General features: G+C 71.8%; 12 protein-coding genes. 8 read left to right on the top strand and 4 right to left on the bottom strand.

All coding sequences use genetic code 11. The annotated features are described in order from the left end of the window. Window positions 1-33: 33 nt before the first annotated feature. A complete protein-coding gene (locus PGH47_RS02100; protein WP_271661932.1) occupies window positions 34-10,980 on the top strand; it encodes a non-ribosomal peptide synthetase in 10,947 nt (3,648 codons plus the stop codon). Next, entirely contained in the window at window positions 10,967-12,667 is a 1,701-nt protein-coding gene (locus PGH47_RS02095) for an ABC transporter ATP-binding protein (protein ID WP_271661931.1), read from the top strand. Before PGH47_RS02100 ends, PGH47_RS02095 begins: the two co-directional genes overlap by 14 nt. On the opposite strand, the gene PGH47_RS02090 is transcribed toward PGH47_RS02095, so the two are convergent. Beyond that, on the bottom strand, window positions 12,597-13,778 hold the full coding sequence (locus PGH47_RS02090) for an alpha/beta hydrolase-fold protein (RefSeq protein WP_271661930.1): 1,182 nt from the start codon (window positions 13,776-13,778) through the stop codon (window positions 12,597-12,599). The genes PGH47_RS02095 and PGH47_RS02090 overlap by 71 nt on opposite strands. Before the next feature lie 94 nt (window positions 13,779-13,872). Here PGH47_RS02090 and PGH47_RS02085 point away from each other — a divergent pair, with 94 nt between their 5' ends. After that, entirely contained in the window at window positions 13,873-14,073 is a 201-nt protein-coding gene (locus PGH47_RS02085; RefSeq protein WP_126897474.1) for an MbtH family protein, read from the top strand. Here the strand turns inward: PGH47_RS02085 and PGH47_RS02080 are convergent. Continuing rightward, the gene (locus PGH47_RS02080; protein ID WP_271661929.1) at window positions 14,070-15,647 is read right to left on the bottom strand and encodes a glycerol-3-phosphate dehydrogenase/oxidase; all 1,578 of its coding nucleotides are present in this window, start codon (window positions 15,645-15,647) and stop codon (window positions 14,070-14,072) included. The genes PGH47_RS02085 and PGH47_RS02080 overlap by 4 nt on opposite strands. After that, window positions 15,644-16,243: a TetR/AcrR family transcriptional regulator gene (locus PGH47_RS02075; protein ID WP_271661928.1), complete on the bottom strand. Its 600-nt coding sequence runs from the start codon at window positions 16,241-16,243 to the stop codon at window positions 15,644-15,646. Before PGH47_RS02075 ends, PGH47_RS02080 begins: the two co-directional genes overlap by 4 nt. Window positions 16,244-16,317: 74 nt before the next feature. On the opposite strand from PGH47_RS02075, the gene PGH47_RS02070 reads away from it, so the two are divergent. Both PGH47_RS02070 and PGH47_RS02065 read left to right on the top strand, forming a co-directional pair. Continuing rightward, window positions 16,318-17,916 carry an FAD-binding oxidoreductase gene (locus tag PGH47_RS02070; RefSeq protein WP_271661927.1) on the top strand — a complete coding sequence of 533 codons (1,599 nt, stop codon included), beginning with the start codon at window positions 16,318-16,320 and terminating at the stop codon, window positions 17,914-17,916. 139 nt (window positions 17,917-18,055) lie between these two features. Beyond that, window positions 18,056-18,937, top strand: coding sequence for a YegS/Rv2252/BmrU family lipid kinase (locus PGH47_RS02065; protein ID WP_271661926.1), 882 nt, complete (start codon window positions 18,056-18,058; stop codon window positions 18,935-18,937). Window positions 18,938-18,952: 15 nt separating this feature from the next. On the opposite strand, the gene PGH47_RS02060 is transcribed toward PGH47_RS02065, so the two are convergent. Next, on the bottom strand, window positions 18,953-19,318 hold the full coding sequence (locus tag PGH47_RS02060) for a helix-turn-helix transcriptional regulator (RefSeq protein ID WP_271661925.1): 366 nt from the start codon (window positions 19,316-19,318) through the stop codon (window positions 18,953-18,955). 127 nt (window positions 19,319-19,445) lie between these two features. Here PGH47_RS02060 and PGH47_RS02055 point away from each other — a divergent pair, with 127 nt between their 5' ends. From PGH47_RS02055 to PGH47_RS02045, 3 genes are all read left to right on the top strand, one after another. After that, window positions 19,446-20,120 (top strand): ANTAR domain-containing protein, encoded by a 675-nt coding sequence (locus PGH47_RS02055; RefSeq protein ID WP_271661924.1) that lies wholly within the window; start codon window positions 19,446-19,448, stop codon window positions 20,118-20,120. A gap of 28 nt (window positions 20,121-20,148) precedes the next feature. Continuing rightward, window positions 20,149-20,601 carry a flavodoxin family protein gene (locus PGH47_RS02050; protein WP_271661923.1) on the top strand — a complete coding sequence of 151 codons (453 nt, stop codon included), beginning with the start codon at window positions 20,149-20,151 and terminating at the stop codon, window positions 20,599-20,601. A gap of 242 nt (window positions 20,602-20,843) precedes the next feature. Next, the gene (locus tag PGH47_RS02045; RefSeq protein WP_443048607.1) at window positions 20,844-22,847 is read left to right on the top strand and encodes a DUF1996 domain-containing protein; all 2,004 of its coding nucleotides are present in this window, start codon (window positions 20,844-20,846) and stop codon (window positions 22,845-22,847) included. The last annotated feature ends 30 nt before the right edge of the window (window positions 22,848-22,877 follow it).

The following is a 22,877-nucleotide window of genomic DNA, read 5'->3' as shown; positions in this document are numbered from 1 at the left end:
CTTTCGTACGGTGGAAGGAACGCGGAGTCTTCGATGATCGAACCGAGCGCTCGTCACGTACTGCTGTCCCCCGAGCAACTGGCCGCCGTACGCCGGCGAATCGGCGACCATTCCGACCGGACGATCGTCGAGGCGTGCGCGATCGCGCTCTCGTACTGGGCGACGGGTCTCGGCCCTGACGGCATCGACCTCACCCCTGGCACCCTCTTCACCGAAGTCCTCGGCTGGGTGGACAACGGAGGTGACGGGCCCGGCGGCTGGGCGGTCGGCACGGACGGTCCGACCATCTCCGTCCCGGACGGAGTCGTCCCCGCCGAAGCCCAGCTGGCGCTGGACGACCTGGCCGACTTCCCTGACCGCCCCATCGGGACCATCGCAGCGACCACCGTGGCGGCGAGGCTCGAAGCCCTGGCCGGGTGGAACGACACCCGGGCCGACCGGGTCCGTCCGACCATCGTGGAGATGTTCCTCGGGCAGGCCCGGAACAGGCCGGACGCCATCGCGATCGTCGACGAGCGCCGCGCGCTGACCTACCGCCAGGCAGCCGAGCTGTCCGGCCAGTTGGCCCACCGCCTGATCGAACGCGGGCTGACCGCCGAACAGGTCGTCGGCATCTCCCTGCCCCGCTCCGCCGAGATGGTGATCGGGCTGCTCGGCGTACTCCGGGCGGGCTGCGCCTTCGTGCCGCTCGATCCGCAGTGGCCCGCCGCACGCCGGGCTGTCGTCATCGAGGACGCCCGGGTCAGGGCGCAGCTCAACGAGACGGGGGAGCACGCCCCGGACGAACCGGAGGCCGTGGCGGTCGACCTGGACGACTGGCGGTTCGGCTCCCACCCCACCGACGGGCCCGAGGTCGCGGTTCCCGGCGAGGCCCTGGCCTACGTGATCTTCACGTCGGGGTCTACCGGGCGGCCGAAGGGGGCGATGATCCGGCACGAGGCGATCAGCGAACGCCTGCTCTGGCAGGTCGACGAGATCCTGGGTTTCGGCCACGACGACGCCTCGCTGTTCAAGGCTCCGCTGTCCTTCGACATCTCCATCAACGAGATCTTCCTGCCGCTGGTGAGCGGCGCCCGGCTCGTCGTGCTGCGACCCGGCGGCGAACGCGACCCGCAGCACCTGCTGAGCGTGATCGCCGAGCAGCGCGTCACCTTCACGTACCTGGTGTCGTCCATGCTGGACGTGCTGCTGGAGATGGCCGGCGACTCCGGGCTGCTGGACAGCCTGCGGCACGTGTGGTGCGGGGGCGAGGTGCTGACCCCGGAACTGTACGAGCGGTTCCGCACCAGGCTCGACATCCCCATGTACCACGGCTACGGCCCCGCCGAGACGACGATCGGCGTCTCGCACGTCATCTACCGGGGAGCCGCGGAACGGCTGTCGACATCGATCGGCAAGGCCAACCCCAACACCCAGCTGTACGTCCTGGACGACGAGTTGCGCCCGGTCCCGGTCGGCGTCGGCGGTGAGCTCTACGTGGGCGGCTTCCTGCTCGGACGCGGGTACGTCGGCGCACCCGGCCTGACGGCCTCCCGGTTCGTCGCCAACCCCTTCGCCGCCGACGGCTCCCGGCTCTACCGCACCGGTGACCTCGCCCGGTACGCCCCCGACGGGTCGCTGGACTTCCTCGGCAGGGCCGACAACCAGATCAAGATCCGCGGCATGCGGCTGGAGACGGAGGACGTCGAGGTCGGCCTCGCGGAGCACCCCCGCGTGCGGCACACCTGCGTCGTGGCCAAGAAGAACACGGCGGGCGGCACCTACCTCGTGGGGTACGTCATCCCGGCCGCCGGGAGCGAGGACCTGCGAGCCGACGAGGTCAGAGCCTGGGCCGGCGAGCACATGGTCGAGTACATGGTGCCCGCCCACATCGTCGTCATGAGCGAGTTCCCGCTCACCGCCAACGGCAAGCTCGACCGCAACGCCCTGCCCGAACCCACCACGGACACAGGCGGGCTGACCCGGCCCACGACCGAGAACGAGCGAGCGGTGTGCGCCGCTGTCGCGACCGTGCTGCGGCTCGAAGAGGTCGGTGTCGACCAGGACTTCTTCCAGCTCGGCGGGGACAGCATCCTCGCGATCTCGCTGCTGAGCGCGCTGCGCGACGCCGGCCTCTACGTCACGGCACGCCAGATCTTCACCAACAGCACAGTGGGGACGCTGGCGGCGGTCGCGAGCCGTGACGACGTCACCGCGGTGGACCACCGTGATGTCGCGACCGGGACGGTGGTGGGCTCGCCCATCGTGCAGTGGCTCGGCGAGACCACGGACGCGATCGACGGCTTCGTCCAGTCGGTCGTACTGAACACACCGGCGGACCTGACCGCCGGCACCCTGGACACCGTCCTCACCGCCCTGGTCCGGCGGCACGACATGCTCCGCGCCGAGCTGGTGCGCGGCGACCGCTGGAGCTTCCGCATACCCGAGGCCGACCGGGCCACCGCTTCCTGGCAGGAGAGCGACCGGCCGCTCGACGAGTGCGTCGCGCTCGCCACCGCCGGACTCGACCCGACCGGCGGCGTGATGCTGCGGGCCGTCTGGCGCGGCGCGGCACGGCAGCTGGTCCTGGTCGCACACCACGTGGTGATCGACGGCGTGTCCTGGCGGGTCCTGATGGAGGACCTGCTCACGGCATGGCGTCAGATCACCGCGGGCACGCCGATCGAACTCCCTCCGGTGGGCACGTCGTTCCGGCGCTGGACGCAGCTGCTGGAGCGCGCGGCGTTCGACGCGGACAGTTCCTACTACCGGCGTGAGCTGCCGGGCAAGGACGAGCAGATCGGCAGGCGCCCCCTGTCCGAGGCCGACACCGTCGCAACTGAGCGGCTGCACACGGTGTCGGCGGCCCCCGATGTCACGGCCGCGCTGCTGGGCGAGATCCCCGCGAAGTTCCACGCGGGCGTCAACGACGTCCTGCTGACCGCGCTCGCCGTCGCCCTCGCCCGATGGCGTCGCGACCTCGGCCAGGCGCAGACCTTCGCGCACATCGAACTCGAAGGCCACGGCCGCGAGGGACAGTTCGTGACGGGCACGGCCGGCTTCGAGCCCGAACTGTCGCGAACCGTGGGCTGGTTCACCACCCTGTTCCCGGTGACCGTGGACCCCGGCACGGCGGCCGACTTCACAGCCCCCGAGTACCTGACAGCCGCGCTGAAGGCGGTCAAGGAGGACCTCGCCGACGTACCGGACAACGGCGTCTCCTACGGTGCCCTTCGCCACCTCGCCCAGAGCGAGTTCGGCGCGCCCGCACCGCAGGTCCTCTTCAACTACCTGGGCCGATTCGACGCGGGAACCTCCGGAGACTGGCAACTGGCAAGCACCACAGGCCAGTTGGGTGAGAAGCGCGACCCGGGGATGCGGCTGCCGCGGCCCCTGGAGTTCAACGCCATCGCCGAACCGGGCACCGGCGGCGAGTACGAACTCGTCACCACCATCTCCTGGCCCGACGGCATGTTCACCGACGGGGACATCGCGACCCTCGGCGAGTACTTCCGTACGGCCCTCAACGGCCTGGCCCTGCTCGACGAGGGCGGGCACTCGCCCAGCGACTTCGCCCTGGTCCCGCTCACCCAGACCGACGTCGACGAACTGGACGGTCCGGCACTGGCGGACATCCTGCCGCTGACCCCGTTGCAGGAAGGCCTGTACTTCCACTCGGTCTTCGACGACGACTCCGCGGGCGCCTACGTCGAACAGCAACTCCTGACGCTCGAGGGCGAGGTCGACGCCGAGCGGCTCGCGGCGGCGGCCACCCGTCTGCTCGCGCTGTACCCGAACCTGGCCGCCCGGTTCGTGGCTCTCGCCGACGGCCGTGTGGTCTCCGTCCTGGACCGCGGTGTCGAAGCGCCCTTCACCACCCTGGACCGCCCCGGAATCACCGACGCCGAGATACGCGAGTACGCCGAGGACGACCGCCTCGCCGGGTTCGACCTGGCCACCGGCCCGCTCATGCGGTACACGCTCATCCGCGCAGGATCCGGCCGTGACGTCCTGGTGCAGACCGTGCATCACATCATCGCCGACGGCTGGTCGGTGCCACCGATGCTCCGTGCGCTGCTGGCCGAGTACCACGCGCCCGGAACCGTGTACCCCGTCGGCGGCTTCCCGGACTACGTCAGCTGGCTCGCCGGACGGGACGGCGAAGAGAGCGACCGCGTCTGGCACGAGCAACTCGCCCAGCTGCCCGGCCCCTCGCTGGTCGCCGCGGAGCACACGCCGTCCGATCGGTTCACCGACATCGCCTCGGAGCCGGACGGCGACATCGACGCCGCCGCCCGCGCGGCCGGGGTACCGCTGAGCGTGGCCGTGCACAGCGCCTGGGCCGTGACGCTCGGCGGCATCCTGCACAGCACGGACGTGGTGTTCGGCTCGACCGTGTCCGGCCGCGACGCCGACGTACCCGGCATCCAGGACATGGTGGGTCTGTTCATCAACACCATTCCGGTGCGGACCCGTTGGAGCGGCACTACGACGGCGGGCGAGCTGCTCGCCTCGGTGCGCGAGCACCAGAGCGCGGTGCTGCCGCACCAGCATGTCTCGCTGGCGAGGATCGGCCGCCAGGCCGGCTCCGGCTCCCTGTTCGACACCCTGGTGGTGTTCGACGTAGCCACCGACGTGGAGGCGCTGCGACGGGCCGGCGACACCCTCGTCATCACCGACATCGTGAACGAGGGCGCCCCTCACTACCCGTTGACGCTGGTGGTGGAGCGTGCGCTCGACGGACGTCCGCGCTTCAACCTGATCTACGACGGCGAGTTGTTGCGGGAGGCGACCGCCCGGGCGATCCTGCGCACGTTCTCCTCGACGCTCACCGGCCTGCTCACCCGGCCGGACGCCCAGGTCGACGACCTCGCACCGGAGAGCGACCGGCTTCCCGCGCGGATCGCTCCGACGACCCTGGGCGGACTGTTCGACGCCGCCACGCAGCGCGACCCGGCGGCCACCGCGGTCACGCAGTGCGATCTGGACGGCGGCGCCCGGTCCCTGAGCTACGGCGAACTGGCCGAGACGAAGGACCGACTGGCCTCGGCCCTGCGTGCGGCCGGGGTCGGGCCGGGCAAGCGGGTCGCCGTCGCCGTCCCGCGCTCCGTCGAACAGGTCGTCGCTCTGGTCGCGATCGTCAGCGCGGGCGGGGCGTATGTGCCGCTGGACCTGGCGTACCCCGACGAACGGCTGGAGTACATCCTCGCCGACGCCGCCCCCCAGGTCGTCCTCGTGGCACCCGACCAGCGCGATCGCTTCACGGAACTGCTGGCCGCGGCAGGCGTGTCGGCCCGGGTCCTCGTACAGGGGGACGAGCTGCCGGCGGGGGACTGCGCGGCGCCCGAGGTGAGCGTGCACGATCCCGCCTACGTCATCTACACGTCCGGATCGACCGGCCGGCCCAAGGGCGTCGTCGTCCCGCACTCCAGTGTGGTCACGCTGCTCGCCAACACTCAGCCCGACATGGACTTCGGCCCGCACGACGTATGGGTCCAGTTCCACTCCTTCTCCTTCGACTTCGCGGTCTGGGAGCTGTGGGGCGCGCTGGCGTACGGCGGCGAGCTGCTGGTGCCGGAGTACGGGCTGACCCGCTCCCCGGTCGACTTCCACCGGCTGGTCCGGGAGCGCGGGGTGAGCGTGCTCAACCAGACCCCGTCGGCCTTCTACCAGTTCATCGAGGCCGACCGGCACGCCGGCGAGGCGCTCCCCGCCCTGCGCCGGATCATCTTCGGGGGCGAGGCGCTGGAACTCGGCAGACTGCGCGGGTGGGTCGAGCGGCACGGCACCGCGTCGCCGGAGCTGGTCAACATGTACGGCATCACGGAGACCACCGTCCACGTCACCCATCGGGTGCTCACCGACGAGGACTTCGAGCTCGGCGACGAGGCCAGCCCCATCGGCGGCGCCATCCCAGGTCTGGTCACCCACCTGCTCGACGACCGGCTCCGCCCCGTGCCGCCGGGCCGGGTGGGTGCCATCTATGTCGCCGGCGACCAGGTGTCGCGCGGCTATCTGGGCAGGCCGGGGCTGACGGCCTCCCGGTTCGTGGCGAACCCGTTCGCGGGGGACGGCTCCCGCATGTACCACACGGGCGACCTCGCCCGCCGCACGCTGGACGGTGAGTTGGAGTTCACCGGACGAGCCGACGATCAGATCCAACTCAAGGGATTCCGCGTCGAGTTGGGCGAAGTGGAGTCGGCCGTCAGGGAGCTCGCCGGCGTGATCGACGTGGCCGTCACCGTGGCGGAGGGCGCCGACCACCTGGTCGCGCACGTCGTGGGCAGGGTGCCGGAGGACTTCACCGAGTCGCTGTCCAGGAAGCTGCCCGCGCACATGGTGCCGGGGCGGGTACTGCCGGTCGACGCGCTTCCGTTGACGGTCAACGGCAAGCTCGACCGCAAGGCGCTGGCGAAGCGCTCCGCGGAGACCGCCACCGCACCGGCATCGTCGTCCGCCGGTGCTGCGTCCCGGCCGGTCGCGCAGCCCCCCGCGCCCCTTCACGGACCAGGCAGCGAGTCCGCGCTCGCCATGCTCGTCGCCATATTCACCGAGACCCTGCCCGGCACCGAAGTGGACGCCGACACAGACTTCTTCCGCGCCGGAGGCGACAGCATCGTCGCCATCACCGTCATCAACCGGGCCAGAGCACTCGGCATGGCGATCGCACCCCGGGACGTGTTCCTGCTCAGGACCCCTCGCGCGCTCGCCGGGCACCTCGCGACGAGCGCCCCGCAGGCCGTCGTACCCACCTCCGACCGTCGCGCTGACGGCCCGCTGATACCGACGCCGATCATCCTGCGCCAGCGCCAACTGGGCGGATCCCTCACCCGGTTCGCCCAGGCAAGAACGCTGCCGACCCCCGAGGCCGCCCGCCTCGCCGACGTCGAACGGGCCGCGAACGCCGTCGTCGCCGCCCACCCCGCCCTCCGGCTCCGCCTGCGCATCGAGCACGGCGTATGGGCCCTGCGCACCGAACCCCACCGCGACGTCACCGTCGCACGCCCGGCCACCCCCGATCCCACTGCGGCGGCGAACGAGGCCGCCGGACGCCTCGACCCCGAGTCCGGCGAGGTCATCGCGTTCGCATGGCTGGAGCCGACCCGGACCCTGGTCGTCACCGTGCACCACCTCGCCGTCGACTCGGTGTCCTGGCTGATCCTCCTGGACGATCTCGCCGCCGCCCTGCGCGGGGAGCCCCTGGCGCCGCCGACCACCTCCTACGCCGAGTACGCCGAGGCGCTGGCGCTGAACGCACCCCGAGCGATCGACGGCCTCCCGCACTGGATCACCACGCTCGGGGCGCCCCCGCTGCTGCCCGCCGTCGAGGGACTGCGGGAGACCACGGTCGTCCTCACGCCCGAGGTCAGCGACCGTGTGACCCGCACCGCGCCCGCCGCGCTCGGCGTCGGCCTCACCGAGTTGCTGTGCGGCGCTCTGCGCACGGCACTGACCCGTATCCAGCGGACGCCCACCGACCTCACGATCGAACTGGAGCGGCACGGCCGGGTCCCGGCCCTCGAACACCACGACTACACGCGCACCGTCGGCTGGTTCACCGCCATCGCGCCCGTACGGCTCACGGCGCACACCGACCCGGTGGCGGCGGCCCGTGAGCTCGCGGAGCGCCAGCCGGACGAGCGCGCGCACGTCGCCTACGGACAGCTCCGCTACCTCGACCCGCAGACGGCCCCCCTGCTCACCGCCCGCCCGCAGGTGCTGTTCAACTACCTCGGCCGGGGCAGCGAGCACCAGGCGCTGCGCATCGCGGGCGGCGACCAGGGCAGCCCGTACGCCGTCGAGGTCAACGCCTGGCTCGACGAGGGGACCGGAAGCCTGCACGCGGCCTTCACCCTCGCCGCGGGCGTCCCCGACGAGATCACCGAGCACTGGCTCGCCGCGGTGCACGGCGTGGCGGACGCCTCCGCGACGGCCGAGCGCACGGCTCCGGTCACCCCGCTCCAGCGCGGCCTGTACTTCCAGGCACAGATGGCGGGTTCGGCCGGACACTACGTCGCGCAGAGCTGGTTCACCTTCGACCGGCGTCTGGACACCGGTGCACTGGCCGAGGCGATGGCCCACGTGATCGCCCGGCACCCGGTCGTGGGCGCCGGCTTCACCACCGACGACGACGGCAACCCCGTCCAGACGCTGGCGGAGGGCCGCCGCGTGGGGGTCCGTACGATCGCCCTGTCCACGGAGTCGGAGGTCGAGGCCCTGCGTGCCCGCGACCGCGACACGGGGTTCGACCCGGGCGAGCCGCCCTTGATCCGGATGACCGTGGTGCGACTGCCCGACGACCGGGACGGCCTGCTGCTCAGCTATCACCTGCTGCTGTGGGACGGCTGGTCCCGCGAGATCGTGCTGAGGGACCTGTTCGACGCCTATCGGGCGGTCCTCGCGGGCACGTTGCCGGCGCCCACCCCGGCCGTGCCGAGTTTCGAGGACCACGCCCGGGCGCTGGACGCCAAGGACGCCGCCGTATCGGAACGCTTCTGGGCCGAGCAACTCGCCGGACTGCCCGGTCCGACGCTGCTCGCCGGACCGGCCCCTGCCCTCTCGGACGCCCTGCCGCGCGCTCTGGTGCACACGCTGTCGGCCGAGCAGTCGGACCTGCTGCGCGAGGCCGCCAAGGTGCACGGCGTCACGCTGAACTCGGTGCTGACCGGCGGGTTCGGCCTGCTGCTGGGCGGCCGCACGGGCCGTAGCGACGCCGTGTTCGGCGTGACGGTCTCCGGCCGCGAGGGCGAGGGGCTGTCCGACATCGTCGGCGTGCTGCTGAACACCGTACCCATGTGGACGCGGGCCCGGCCGGACGACACGGTCCGGGACTACCTGTCGGCCGTACAGGCGGCCAGGGTCGAGGCGATGGAGCACGAGCACCTGGGGCTCGGCGAGATCCAGCGGGCCAGCGGGCACGACATGCTGTTCGACAACCTGTTCGTCCTCCAGAACTTCCTGGACATGGACGCGTTCGCCGAGATCAACGCCCGGCACGGCATCACCTCGGTGAAGGCCGACGACTCCACCCACTATCCGTTCACCTGGGTCGTCACGCCCGGAGACCGGCTCACGGTCAAGCTGGAGTACCGCGACGAGGACGACGACAACGCCCGCCGTCTCCTCGACGACTACCTGCGCGTACTCGAAGACCTGGCCCGGGCGACGGGACCGGTCGGGGCGTTGCCGGGGCCGGGGCCGGAGCCCGCGTCGGGCGAACGCTCGGACGTCGGGACGGACACCGTCGTCGACCGGTTCGACCAGGCCGCGGACCGCGACCCGCAGCGGCTGGCACTGGTCGCCCACGGCTCGACCCTGACCTTCGCCGAACTGCGGGACCGCAGCCGTGCGGTGGCCGGGGTACTCGCCGCGCGCGGTATCGGCCCCGAGACCACCGTGGGCCTCGCGATCCCGCGCTCCCTCGACTGGGTCGCGGCGCTGTTCGCCGTCCTGCGCGTCGGCGCCGCGTACGTGCCGCTGGAGCTGGACCACCCCGACGAGCGGATCGCCGCGATCGTCGAGGACGCCCGCCCGGACGTGATCCTCACGGTGAGCGCCGTATCTCCCCGACTGACGGGCGAGCTGATCGAGCTGGACCGCCCCCTGCCGGACGCGGAGCCGTATCGGACGTTCGCACCGGACGACCCCGACCGGCTGCGGCACCCCGCGTACACGATCTACACCTCCGGCTCGACCGGGAAGCCCAAGGGCGTCGTGACCGAGTACGCCGGGCTCACCAACATGCTGATCAACCACCGGCGCCGGATCTTCGAACCGGTCCTGGCCGAGCACGGCCACCGGGTCTTCCGGATCGCCCACACCGTGTCGTTCGCTTTCGACATGTCATGGGAGGAGCTGCTGTGGCTCGCCGACGGGCACGAAGTGCACATCTGTGACGAGGAGTTGCGCCGTGACGCGCCCCGTCTGGTCGAGTACTGCCTGGAGCACGGCATCGACGTCATCAACGTGACTCCGACCTACGCCCAGCAACTGGTCGCCGAGGGCCTGCTGGACGACCCCGACCGGCGTCCGCCGCTGGTGCTCCTCGGCGGCGAGGCCGTCACGCCCACGCTGTGGCAGCGGCTCGCGGAGACCGAGGGGACGGTCGGCTACAACCTGTACGGACCCACCGAGTACACCATCAACACCCTGGGCGTCGGCACCTTCGAGTGCGAGGACCCCGTGGTGGGCGTGGCCATCGACAACACCGACGTGTACGTGCTGGACCCGTGGCTGCGCCCCCTCCCGGACGGCGTCCCCGGCGAGCTGTACGTCTCGGGCATCGGCATCGCGCGCGGCTACCTCGGGCAGCCGGCGCAGACCGCGCACCGCTTCGTCGCGTGCCCCTTCGGCGAACCCGGCGAGCGCATGTACCGCACCGGGGACCTGGTGCTGCGGCGACCCGACGGCAACCTGATGTACCTCGGCCGCACCGACCAGCAGGTCAAGATCCGGGGGCACCGGGTCGAACTCGGCGAGGTCGAGGCCGTGTTCGCGGCGCACCCGGCGGTGCGATTCGTCGCCGCGGTCGCCCAGCCCGATCCGCAGGTCGACGGGGCGTACCGGCTGGCCGCCTACCTCGTGCTGGACGGCGCGGACCTGGCGGCGGTGGCCGCCGAGGTGGGTGCAGGGCTGCCGGACTTCCTGCGGCCGACGCACTACGCCCAGGTCGACAGCATCCCGCTCACCGTGAACGGGAAGGCTGACACGAAGGCACTGCCGGAGGCCAAGCCCCTCGGCGCGCTGACCACGGCGGGAGAGCGCGGGCCCGAGACCGGGACCGAGACCGTGGTCTGCGAGTTCTTCGCCGAGGCACTGGACCTGGACGACGACGAGGTGAGCGCGGTGAGCGACTTCGTGTCCCTGGGAGGACACTCCATGCTGGCGGTACGTCTCATCGGCCTGCTCCGCCGGGAGTACGGTCCGGTGATCACGATCCGAGACCTGTTCACCCTGCGCACCCCGGAAGCGATTGCCCACCACCTCGATGACAACTCCTGACACGCGGCGGCCCCGACCCGCCTCCGACATCCTCCGGACCGCCCTGCGCCGCAACCGCGGCGCCATGATCTGGGGCACCGTCCTCATGGGCCTGTACCAGGCGGGCGAGACCGCGTTCCCGATCGCCCTCGGCCTGATCGTCGAGCACACGATGCGGGACCGGAGCCTCGGCTCGCTCGGCCTGTCCATCGCCGCGCTCGCCGTGATCATCACGACCGTCTCGCTGTCGTGGCGGTTCGGAATGCGCATCCTCCAGAAGGCCAACACGACCGAGGCGCACCGCTGGCGGGTGAAGGTGGCCGCCTGCGGACTTCAGCCGGTGGCCAGGGACGTCGACCTCAAGTCCGGCGAGATCCTGACCATCGCCACCGAGGACGCCGACCAGACCGCCGACATCATCGAGGTGGTGCCGCTGCTGATCAGCTCACTGGTCGCGGTGGTCGTCGCGGCGGTCGCGCTGGGCCTCGCCGACATCCGGCTCGGCCTGCTGGTGATCGTGGGAACGGCCGCGATCATGTCGGTGCTGAGCGTGCTGTCCAAGCGGATCGGGTCCAGTACCCAGGAACAGCAGGCCCGGGTGGCGCGGGCGGGTGCCAAGGTGGCCGACCTGATCACCGGTCTGCGCCCGCTGCACGGCTTCGGCGGCAACCACGCCGCGTTCCGCTCCTACCGCGAGGTCAGCACGGAGGCGAAGCTCCAGGCCGTCACCGTCGCCAAGGTCAACGGCGCCTACGCGGGCGCCGCGCTGGCCCTGAACGCGGTCCTGGCCGGCGCCGTGACCCTGACGGCCGGCTGGCTGGCCTTCGACGGGCAGATCAACATCGGCGAACTCGTCATGGCCGTGGGCCTGGCGCAGTTCATCATGGAACCGCTCAGGCTGTTCTCGGAGATGCCGAAGTACGTGATGATCGCGCGGGCCTCGGCGGAGCGGATGGCGCTGGTCCTGACCGCGCCGCCGGTCACCACGCCGGGTTCGGAACACCCGGCCGCGGGCGGGAACCTGGAGATCGACTGCGTCCGGTACGGGACATTGCGGGACCTGAAGTTCACGGTGGCCGCCGGGGAGTTCGTCGCGATCGCCGCCTACCAGCCGCGCGCGGCGGCCGACCTCGCGTCGGTCCTGGCGGCGAACGTGCCGCCCGACGCGTACGAGGGCGCGGTGCGGGTCGCCGGGCAGGAACTCGGGGAACTGCCGGTGGCGGCGGTCCGCGCGCACATGCTGGTGAACCCGTACGACGGCGAGATCTTCGCCGGCACGCTCCGCACGAACATCGACCCCTCGGGCACCAGCCGGATCGTCCCCGAAGCCGTCGAGGCGTCCATGCTGACGGACGTCGTCGCCCTCCACCGGGACGGACTCGACTACGGTGTCCGCGACCGAGGCGCCAACCTGTCGGGCGGGCAACGCCAACGCCTCTCCCTGGCAAGGGCGTTGGCCGCCGACAGCGAGATCCTGGTGCTGCACGATCCGACGACAGCCGTCGACGCGGTCACCGAACAGCTCATCGCGCGCAATGTGGCGAAGCTGCGCCGGGGCCGCACCACCGTCGTGCTCACCAGCAGCCCGGCCCTCCTGGACGTCGCCGACCGGGTCCTCGTCCTAGACGAAGGGGTCGTCACGGCCGAGGACACCCATCGGAACCTGCTGGCCGACGACGCGGACTACTGTCTGGCCGTGGCCCGGTGACGGGCTGGCCGAGGGCCCAGGCGACATCCCTGAGCAGGGCGTGCCGCCAGCCCGCCCGGTCGTGGCCGGCGGCCGAGCGCGAGACCCGTACGGTCGCACCGGCCTGTTCGGTGAGGAGCTCGGTCCGTTCGCAGTGGGGGAGCATCCGTGTCTCGTGCTCCCCGACGTCGAACGCGATGCGAAGGCCGGACAGCTCCGGGCGCTCCCGCAGACGCGCGGCGATGCTGCCGCCGACCGGACCGCTCATGGGGTCCGCCAGGTCCATGGCCTCGGGCGTCCACCAGAAGGACCCCGACTGGCAGGCGACCCGGGACACCAGTTCCGGGAACCGAAGGGCCGCGTACAGCGCGCTGAGCCCGCCGAGGCTCTGCCCCGCGACCACCAGCCGGCCGAGGTCGGCGGGTACGCCGGACTCCGCCACCAGCGGCAGCAGTTCGTCCCGGACCGCCTCCCACAGTTCGGGCCGGCACGTGAACTCGGCCGCCCTGTCCTTGGCCGGAAGGAAGACGAGGGTCACCGGGGGCATGTCGCCGGCGGCGACGGCCGAGTCGAAGGCGGTCATGGCCGGGTGCAGGTACAGCCAGTCGTCGCCGTCGAGGAGCAGCACCACCGGACCGCCGCCGCCCGCTGGGTGGACCCGTACGGTACGCCGCCCGCCGAGCCGTTCACTTGCCCAGCGGACCCGGGTGCGGGGGAGGGGCAGTACGACATCGGTGCCGGGGCCGACGACGGGCCAGTGCGGCTGGGGCGGGGCGTCCGGCGTCGCGGCGATCGAGCGGTCACCGCCCGCGCCCATCGGGTTGAGCGGGTCGGCGTGTGTCGCGTCGCCCACGAGGAACCGGTAGGTCACCCGCAGCCGCGCGGGCATGCGGACCTCGGCGTACCAGCAGTCCGTGTCGCCCCATCGGTTCAGGGGCACCGGCCCCGACCAGCTCTCGAAGTCGATGCTCGCCGCGGATCCCCGCCACAGGAACAGGGTTGCCCAGCCGCCGCCCTCGACAGGGACGGACACGGGCGCCTCTGCCGTCGCCCAGAACTCCTCCGTGCCGGGCTCGCCGGGCATCCCGAACCCGGCGAAGGCGTTCTCCGTGTCGGCCGTGACCGGGCGCATGAACGTCTCCTTGTGAGAGGGGAGCGGCGAAGGCTAAGCTCCTGTCAATTAGGCCAGGCTAACCTAATGTTGACGTTCCGAGGAGGCACTCGGCATGAGCACCAATCCCTTCGACGACAACGAAGGCCGCTTCCTGGTCCTGGTGAACGACGAGGGCCAGCACTCTCTTTGGCCGTCCTTCGCCAAGGTGCCCGGAGGCTGGACGACCGTCTTCGACGAGAACACCCGAGAGGCGTGCCTGGAGTACATCGAGTCCCACTGGACCGACCTGCGTCCCCGGTCCCTCTCGGCCTAGGCGGGCAGGTTCACCTCGCCCAGCACCTCGCGCGCGACGTCCAGCGCGGCGGCCCGGTCGGCCGGCACCAGCCCGATGCGGGTGCGCCGGTCGAGCAGGTCCGCCTCGTCCAGGGCGCCCTCGTGGCGTACGGCCCACAGGAGTTCGGCGCCGGTGACGGGATGGCCCGCCAGCACGGGTTCGGCGAGACGGGGGTCTTCCGCGCCGAGCGCGTGGACGGCCGGAGCCTCGGTGCCGTATCGCTGGACCAGCCGGCGCGGCGCGCGCAGCGAGCCGAGAGTGTTCGGTGAGGCGGCGCCGACGAGGGGCAGCGAGGCGGTGGGGGACGGGCCGGCCGTGAGCCGGTGCGTGGCGACGGCGGCGTCGACGGCGTCCTCGGCCATGCGCCGATAAGTGGTGAGCTTGCCGCCGACCACCGTGGTCACGCCCTCCGACGAGGTGAGGACCGCGTGCCGACGGGAGATGTCGGAGGTCCGCGGCGCCCCGGAACCGGCCGTCGGCGCGGTGTCGAGCAGGGGGCGCAGACCGGCGAACGCGCCGACGACGTCATCGCGCCGGACCGGGACGTCCAGGACCGAGCCGAGGACGTCCAGCAGAAAGCCGATGTCGGTCTCGGGGACCTCGGGCACGTCCGGGACGTCACCCTCGACGGGCTCGTCGGTGAGGCCCACGTAGACCCGGCCGTCGCCCTGCGGCAGGACGAGGACGAAACGGTTGGTCTCCCCGGGGACCGGCACGTGCAGCCCCGCGGGCAGCGGGCCGAGGTGGTCGGAACGCAGCACGAGGTGGGTGCCGCGCGAGGGGCGGATCCGGATGCCGTCGACCAGGCCGTCCGCCCAGACGCCGGACGCGTTGATCACGGCGCGGGCCCTGATCTCGCCCTCCCCGCCGGTGAGTTCGTCGCGGACGCGGGCGCCGGACGCGGTGAGTTCCAGTGCCCTGACGCGGGTGAGGATCCGGGCGCCGCGTGCTGCGGCGGTGCGGGCGATCGCCGTCACCAGCCGGGCGTCGTCGGTGAGCCGGCCGTCCCAGGACAGCAGACCGCCGCGCAGGCCCTGGGTGCGCAGGGCGGGGGCGAGGTGCCGGGTCTCCACCGTGGACAGACGGCGCGGGGCCGGCAGGGTGGCGCGGGCCGTGCGGGCCGCCAGACGCAGGGCGTCACCGGCCCGGAACCCGGCCCAGGCAAGGGTGGACTGGGCGCGGGAGACCAACGGCGTCAACGGCAGCACGAAGGGCTGGGCCCGCACCAGATGCGGAGCCGTGCGCTCCATCAGCACCCCGCGCTCGACCGCGCTCTCGTGGGCCACGTCGAGCTGGGCGGAGGCGAGGTAGCGCAGCCCGCCGTGGATCAGCTTGCTGCTGAAGCGCGAGGTGCCGAAGGCCAGGTCATGGGCGTCGACGGCGGCCACCGAAAGGCCCCGGGCGGCGGCGTCCAGGGCGACCCCGGCGCCTGTCGCGCCCAGGCCGACCACCAGGACGTCCACGACCGGACCGCCGACGGTCTCGGTGAGTTCGCGCGAGCGCCGCGCGGCGGACAGCGACGATCCGGGAACCGGGTCAGTGGCAGGGGTCATGGCGTGAGGGTCCTCTCCAGGATGCTGCGCAGTTCCGCCAGGAAGGCGTCGCTGCTCAGGTCGGCGTCGTCCTCGTCGGTCATGGTCCGCAGGGACAGGGTGAAGGACTGGACGATCAGCAGCAGGGACCGCGCCTGCCGCTCCACATGCTCCGCGCGCACCGAGCCGTCGGCGTGGCCCTCCCGTACGGCGTCCGCGAGCAGGGCGAGCAGCGCCATCTGGCTCGCGCCCCGGCGGTCGAGGACGTAGGGCAGGAGCAGTTCGGGATCGACGTCCACGATCTTCTGGAAGAGCGGGTGGGCGCGGAAGGTCCGCACCCCGGCCACCAGCCCCTCGACGATCAGGCCGCGGGTGTCCGTGCCGGGCCGCCGTTCGGGCATGGCCCCCGTGGCGACGGCGACCCACTCGCGGGTCATCAAGTCGCCCACCAGGGAGCGCACATCGGGCCAGCGCCGGTACAGCGTCATCCGGGAGACGCCCGCGCGGCGGGCCACGTCGGTCAGTGTCGTACGGCGGACCCCGACGGCGAGGACACAGTCGCGCACCGCGTCGAGCACCGCGTCGCTGTCCGAGTGGTTGTGACGAATAGGCGTCATGTGTCACAGTGTAACGCCTGCGGAGCCGTCCGGGACACGGCATCGCTCGAAATCGACCGGTGAGGACGACAGTCATGGACATGCTGTGGAGCGGCTGGGGCGACCCGGCCAAGGCGGTGCCGCTGCCCGAGACCGTGATCGGCCTGCTGCGCGATCTGCTCGGAGTCAAGCCGCGCACCGCCGGGCCGGTCACCCTGGAGGACATCGCCGTACCCCGGCCGGGACTCGAACCCGCCGCGCACCAGGCCCTGTCCGCCGCGGTCGGCGGCGAGGAGCACGTCCGCACCGACGCCGAGACCCGCATCCGGCACACCCGCGGCAAGTCCACCCCCGACCTGCTGCGCATCCGCGACGGCGAGGTCGACGACGTCCCCGCGGCCGTCGTCCTGCCCGCCGGCCACGACGACGTCCTCGCCGTTCTGAGCGCCTGCGCCGAACACGGCCTGGCCGTGGTCCCGTTCGGAGGCGGCACCTCCGTGGTCGGCGGCCTCGCCCCCTCCCGGCGCGGCGCCTTCGTCGCCCTGGACCTGCGCCGCATGGACGCGCTGCTCGCCGTCGACCCGGTCTCCCGCACGGCCACCCTGCAACCCGGACTGCGCGGGCCGCAGGCGGAGGCGCTGCTGGCCGAACACGGCTTCACCCTCGGCCACTTCCCCCAGTCCTTCGAGTGGGCGAGCATCGGCGGATTCGCCGCCGCCCGCTCCAGCGGCCAGGCGTCCGCCGGATACGGCCGCTTCGACGAGATGGTCCTCGGTCTGACCGTCGCCACCCCCGAGGGCACCATCGACACCGGCCGGGCACCGCGCTCGGCGGCCGGCCCCGACCTGCGCCAGCTGCTGCTCGGCTCGGAGGGCGCCTTCGGCGTCATCACCTCCGTGACCGTGCGGATCCGCCCCGTCCCGCAGGCCCGTGTGTACGAGGGCTGGCGCTTCGCCTCCTTCGAGGAGGGCGCCGCGGCGCTGCGCCGTCTCGCCCAGGACGGACCTCGTCCGACGGTGCTGCGGCTGTCCGACGAGACCGAGACCCTGATCGGCCTCGCCCAGCCCGACGCCATCGGCGGCTCCGACGCCGCGCAGCAGTCCGCGGGCTGCATGGCGATCGCCGGGTACGAGGGCACGGACGAGGACGTCGCGTACCGCAGCGAGCACGCCGCGGCCGTTCTGCGCGACGGCGGCGGCACCCCGCTCGGCGAGGAACCCGGCGAGCGCTGGGCGCACGGCCGGTACTCCGCCCCATACCTGCGGGACTCCCTGCTGGACGCCGGGGCGTTCGTCGAGACCCTGGAGACCGCGACCTTCTGGTCACGCGTCCCCGAGCTGTACGCGTCCGTCCGCGACGCCCTCACGACGACGCTCACCGAGGCCGGCACCCCGCCGCTGGTCATGTGCCACATCTCCCACGTCTACGAGAACGGCGCCTCGCTGTACTTCACCGTCGTCTCGGCGCAGGGCGAGGACGCGGTCGCACACTGGGAGAAGGCCAAGCACGCCGCCAACGAGGCGATCCTCGGCGCGGGCGGCACCATCAGCCACCATCACGGCGTCGGCACCGACCACCGCGACTGGTACGTCCGTGAGGCGGGCCCCCTGGGCATCGAGGCGCTGCGTGCCGTCAAGCGGCGGCTGGACCCGGCGGGGCTGCTCAACCCCGGCGTCCTCCTGCCGCTCGACTGAACCTGGCCGCCCCGCCCGCGCCCGGCGCTTGACACGCCTGTTCCACTGGGCCGGTCACACCCCGCACCACCCGCCCACCTCTCACCCGCCCCCGGCCCGCCTCCGGCAGCTCCCTCCCGTCGGCCCGAAAGGCACACCGATGCGACAGTTCACCGCCATCGTCAACCCCACGGCGGGCGGATCCGCCTCCGCGGCCGCTCTGCTGGAAGTGGCCCGGCCGCTGCGGGAGGCCGGGGCCGACCTGGAGACCCAGTACAGCCGCAGCCTGGCCCACGCCCGGGAGCTGGCCAGGGATGCCGGAGAGCGGGGGCGGGTGGTGCTCGCCGTCGGCGGCGACGGAATGGCAGGCGGCATCGGCGGTGCCCTCAGCGGCACCGACATGGTGCTGGGCCTCGTCCCGGCCGGCCGCGGCAACGACTTCGCGCGGGCCCTCGAACTGCCCACCGACCCGGCGGCGCTCGCCGAGGTGCTGCTCCACCACGAGCCCCGGAAGGTCGACACCATAGAGGTCGAGTCGGCCGTGCACGACCGCACGGCGGTCCTGGGCAGCGTGTACGCCGGAGTCGACGCGCTCGCCAACCGCCACGCCAACAACGCCACCCTGCTGCGCGGCGCCGCCTCCTACTACGCGGGCGGACTGCGCGCCGTCACAACCTGGCGCGCCGCGCGCTTCCGGGTCACCGTCGACGGTCAGGAGCACCTGCACATCGGCTACACGGTCGTGGCCGCCAACTCCGGCTACTACGGCTCGGGACGGCTCATCGCGCCCGACGCCCGTGTGGACGACGGCCTGCTGGAGGTCGTGATGATCCGCGAGGCCCCGCGCCGGCTGTTCTTCGCCCTGATGAACGACCTCAAGACGGGCGCCCACGTCCACCGCCCCCAGGTCGAGATACTGCGCGGCAAGGAGATACGCATCTCGGCCGACCGCGAGGTGCCCTACGGCGCGGACGGCGAGGTCGAGGCTAACCTCCCGGTCACGCTCCGTGTCCTGCCGGGAGCACTGCGGGTCCTGTGCTGAGCCTCCGGCGAGGCGTCATCCGCCGTCCAAGGGCATCCGCTGCCGCGTCGCCTTGAGCTGTTCGGTGGCCGCATCGCGATCGGCCTCGTCGTGGATGAGCAGGGCGAGCAGTGCGGCCACGGGCAGCCCGGCCTCGGCGGGGTGGCGCAGCAGCTTGCCCGGTTCGATCCGGTAGATGTTGGTCCGCCCCTCGCGGACGTGGGACAGGTAGCCGTCCCCCTCCAGCTCCGCAATGATCTTCTGGACGGCTCGTTCGGTGAGCCGGCAGTGCGCCGCGATATGTCGGATCCGGACGTCGGGGTTGTCTGCGATCGCCGCCAGTACGCGCGCGTGGTTGGTCAGAAATGTCCATCCGGTATGCGGCTCAGGGACTCCGTCCATGTGCCAACAGTACGGCTCGGGGTTCACGTATACAAATACACGCACTGAATTTCATGTATCTGTTGACGTGTTCGAAAGTTCGGGTCACCCTGGTGCGGAGACGGGGAGCATTTGAGGAGAGGCGGACATGTCCGAGCTCACGTCCTCTGTGCCCGGCCCTGACGGCGACCGGGTCAGTGTGGAGGTACGCGGTGAACTCGACCTCGACACCAGCGAGCGGCTGCGCGGTGCCCTCCGCGAAGCCCTGCGCCGCTCGGTACGAGGCGTCGATCTGGACCTGAAGGGCGTCACGTTCTGCGACTGTGCGGCCCTGAACGTCCTGCTCGCGCTACGCCTGCGTGCGCTCAAGCAGGGCAAGACGGTTGTGATCAGTGCCAGTGGTGCGGCCGTCGACCGACTGCTCGACCTGACCCGGACGCGGGAGCTGTTCGCCGGTCCGGGTGCCGACGACGAGGGCGTGCCGGCCGCTGGGTTGCGCGAGGTGGCGGAGGTCTCCGAGGACTTCGTGGAGGACCTGCGGATCGAGGTCGCCCAGCTGCGGCGGGCGATGCAGACCCGGCCCACCATCGACCTGGCCCGCGGCATCCTCATGGCCTCCTTCGGCCTGAGCTCCGAGGACGCCTGGACGGTGCTGGTCGAGGCATCCCAGAACACCAACACGAAACTGCACACCCTGGCCGGCGACCTGGTCACCGCCGTGAAGGGCGCACCCCTGCCGGAGACGGTCCGGGAGCAACTGTCGTCCGCCGTCGCCAAGGTCGGCTCCACCCGACCCGTGGCCGGAGCGTCGCGGTTGCGCTGACCTGCGGCGCGACGGCAGGGTTCGGGGTGTGCCTACCTTGCTGATCGTCCATCACACCCCCTCGCCCAACTGCCAGGCCATGCTCGAAGCCGTCGTCTCCGGTGCGACCGCGCCCGAGATCGAGGGCGTCGACGTCGTGCGGCGGGCGGCCCTGTCGGCCACGGCGTCCGACGTGCTCGACGCCGACGCGTACCTCCTGGGCACCCCCGCGAACCTCGGCTACATCTCGGGCGCCCTCAAGCACTTCTTCGACCAGATCTACTACCCGTGCCTTGACGCGACCCGCGGCCGCCCCTTTGGCTACTACGTGCACGGCGGCAGCGACGTGACCGGCGCCGTGCGGGCCGTCGACGCCATCACGACCGGCCTCGCCTGGCAGCGCGCCGCGCAGCCCGTGAAGGTGACCGGTGAGCCCGGCAAGTCCGACATCGAGGCCTGCTGGGAACTGGGGGCGACGCTCGCCGCCGGACTGATGGACTGAGCAGGGCTTCCCGTCGCTCAGGTTTCGGTTCGAACACCGTTGCTCAGACGAGGTTTACGCGGCTCATAAGATATTTCTGAGAATTCCTGAGGCGGTTGAACACTGCGCCGTCGGCCTCCGTATAGGACCGGGGGATTTTCATGCCCTGACCGACCACGAGGCGTAGGAGTACTTCCTTGGGACGCAGCACGCGAAGACGCCCAACGGGCGCACGGCGCGCGACCTTTGCAGCGGTCGCGCTGATGTTGGGCGGCGGCGGCCTTGTTGGGGCCAACGTCTATGCCTCGGCGACCGAAGACGGCGGAGCCGACTCCGCCGAGACACTGTCCTCCCCGGCCGGCACGATCGACTGCCCGGACGTCGGCGACAAGCTGACGGATGTGCCGGAGGACGCCAAGGAGGACGTCGCGAAGGAGCTGGCCCTCCTGGACCAGCAGATAGCCGACGCCTACCAGCGGTTGACGGAGGCGGCGCAGGCGATCAAGCAGGACCCCGCCTTCGCCGACAACGCGATCATGAAGCCGCTGAAGGAGAAGCGCGGCGCGACGATCGAGCGGATCGCCATCGCCGTGGACCGCACGGGGGACCGGCCCGAGGGCCTGGACGGCCTCGCCGACTGCACCCTGAAGGCCCCCGAGCCCGACAGCGGTGACCAGGCGAACGGCGCCGACGGCGGGGACGGCGCCCAGGACAACGGCGGCGACGACCAGAGCGGCGCCGGCCAGGGCGGCGAACAGCAGGGCGACGGCGGCCAGGACGCCGGCAACGGCGGACAGGCCGGCAATGGCCCCAACGCGGCGGACTACCAGGACATCAAGTCCGTACAGCCCAACGTCCAGAAGCCGGCGCTGTCCTCGGACGCCTCCCGTGGCACCTTCGCCACCAGCTGCGGCGTCAACGAGAACGGCCTGTTCAACTCGGACAACGTCATCGTGGCCCCCGGTGTCTCCAACGGTGCCCACCACTTCCACGACTACATCGGCAACCAGTCCAACGACGCCTTCGCGAGCGACGAGGACCTGGCGAACGCCGAGACCAGCTGTGTGAACCAGGGCGACAAGTCCACGTACTACTGGCCCGTGATCCGTCTCCAGAACGGTTCGCAGGAGCAGGACGCCAACTCGCCCGGCGGCGGCATCGAGGGCAACGCCGGTGAGATCGTCACCCCCAAGGAGGTGACGCTGAACTTCGTGGGCAGCCCGCGCAGCAAGGTCACCGAGATGCCGCGTCTGCTGCGCATCATCACCGGTGACGCCAAGGCCTTCATCAACGGCACCGCGAACGCCAACGCCTCCTGGAGCTGCACCGGCTTCGAGGACCGGCAGCTGAAGGACAAGTACCCGCTGTGCCCGCAGGGCAGTGACGTGGTGCGCACCTTCAAGTTCCAGAGCTGCTGGGACGGGACGAACATCGACAGCGCCAACCACCGCACGCACGTGGCGTTCGCCGCGGCGGACGGCAGCTGCGCGAACGGCTTCAAGGCCATCCCGCAGCTGGTGCAGCGCATCGTCTACGACGTCAAGGCGCCGAGCCTCCAGGACGGCGGCAAGACGACCCCGCTGTTCGCGGTGGACTCCTTCCCGGAGCAGCTGCACAAGCCCGTCACCGACCACGGCGACTTCATCAACGTCTTCGACGAGAAGCTGATGGGCGAGATGGTCGACTGCATCAACGCCGGCCGCAAGTGCGGTGTCGGCGCCGACGAGGGCGACGACCCGGGCCAGGAGGAGCCCACCGAGGAGCCGACCGAGGCACCCACCACGCCGCCGGCCGACGACAAGCCGGAGCCGGGCGACGGAGGCAACGAGCAGACGGACCCGCCGGCGAACGACGACCCGGCGACCGAGGCTCCCGCCACCGAGGACCCGAAGACCGAGAAGCCGGCCACCGAGGCTCCCGCGAACGACGAGCCCGGTGACGACGCGCCCGCCACCGACCCGGCGGACGACGACAAGCCCACCATGTCCAGCACGGTCGCGCCCAAGTCCGACGGGACCCCGTCGGCCGCCGCGGGCGACGACCAGGCGCAGGGCGGCTCCGGCGACGACGAGAACGCGGGAGGCGCCACGGCGCCGACCCAGCCTCCCGCCGAGGACACCGAGGACAGCCTGGGGACCAAGCCCCAGGCGGTCGGCGGCAACCTGGCCGAGACGGGCGCCACCACGCTGTGGCCCGCCGCGGGCGGCGCCGTCCTCCTCATCGGCGGCTTCCTGGTGCTGATGCGCGCCAGGCGCAGCGCCCGATAGAGGTGACAACGCAACAGGGGAACGGCGCCT

The organism is Streptomyces sp. HUAS 31 (assembly GCF_028198125.1).
GTDB lineage: Bacteria > Actinomycetota > Actinomycetes > Streptomycetales > Streptomycetaceae > Streptomyces > Streptomyces chartreusis.
Note: the sequence above shows the minus strand (reverse complement) of the source record. Positions and strands in the feature narration are given on the sequence as shown.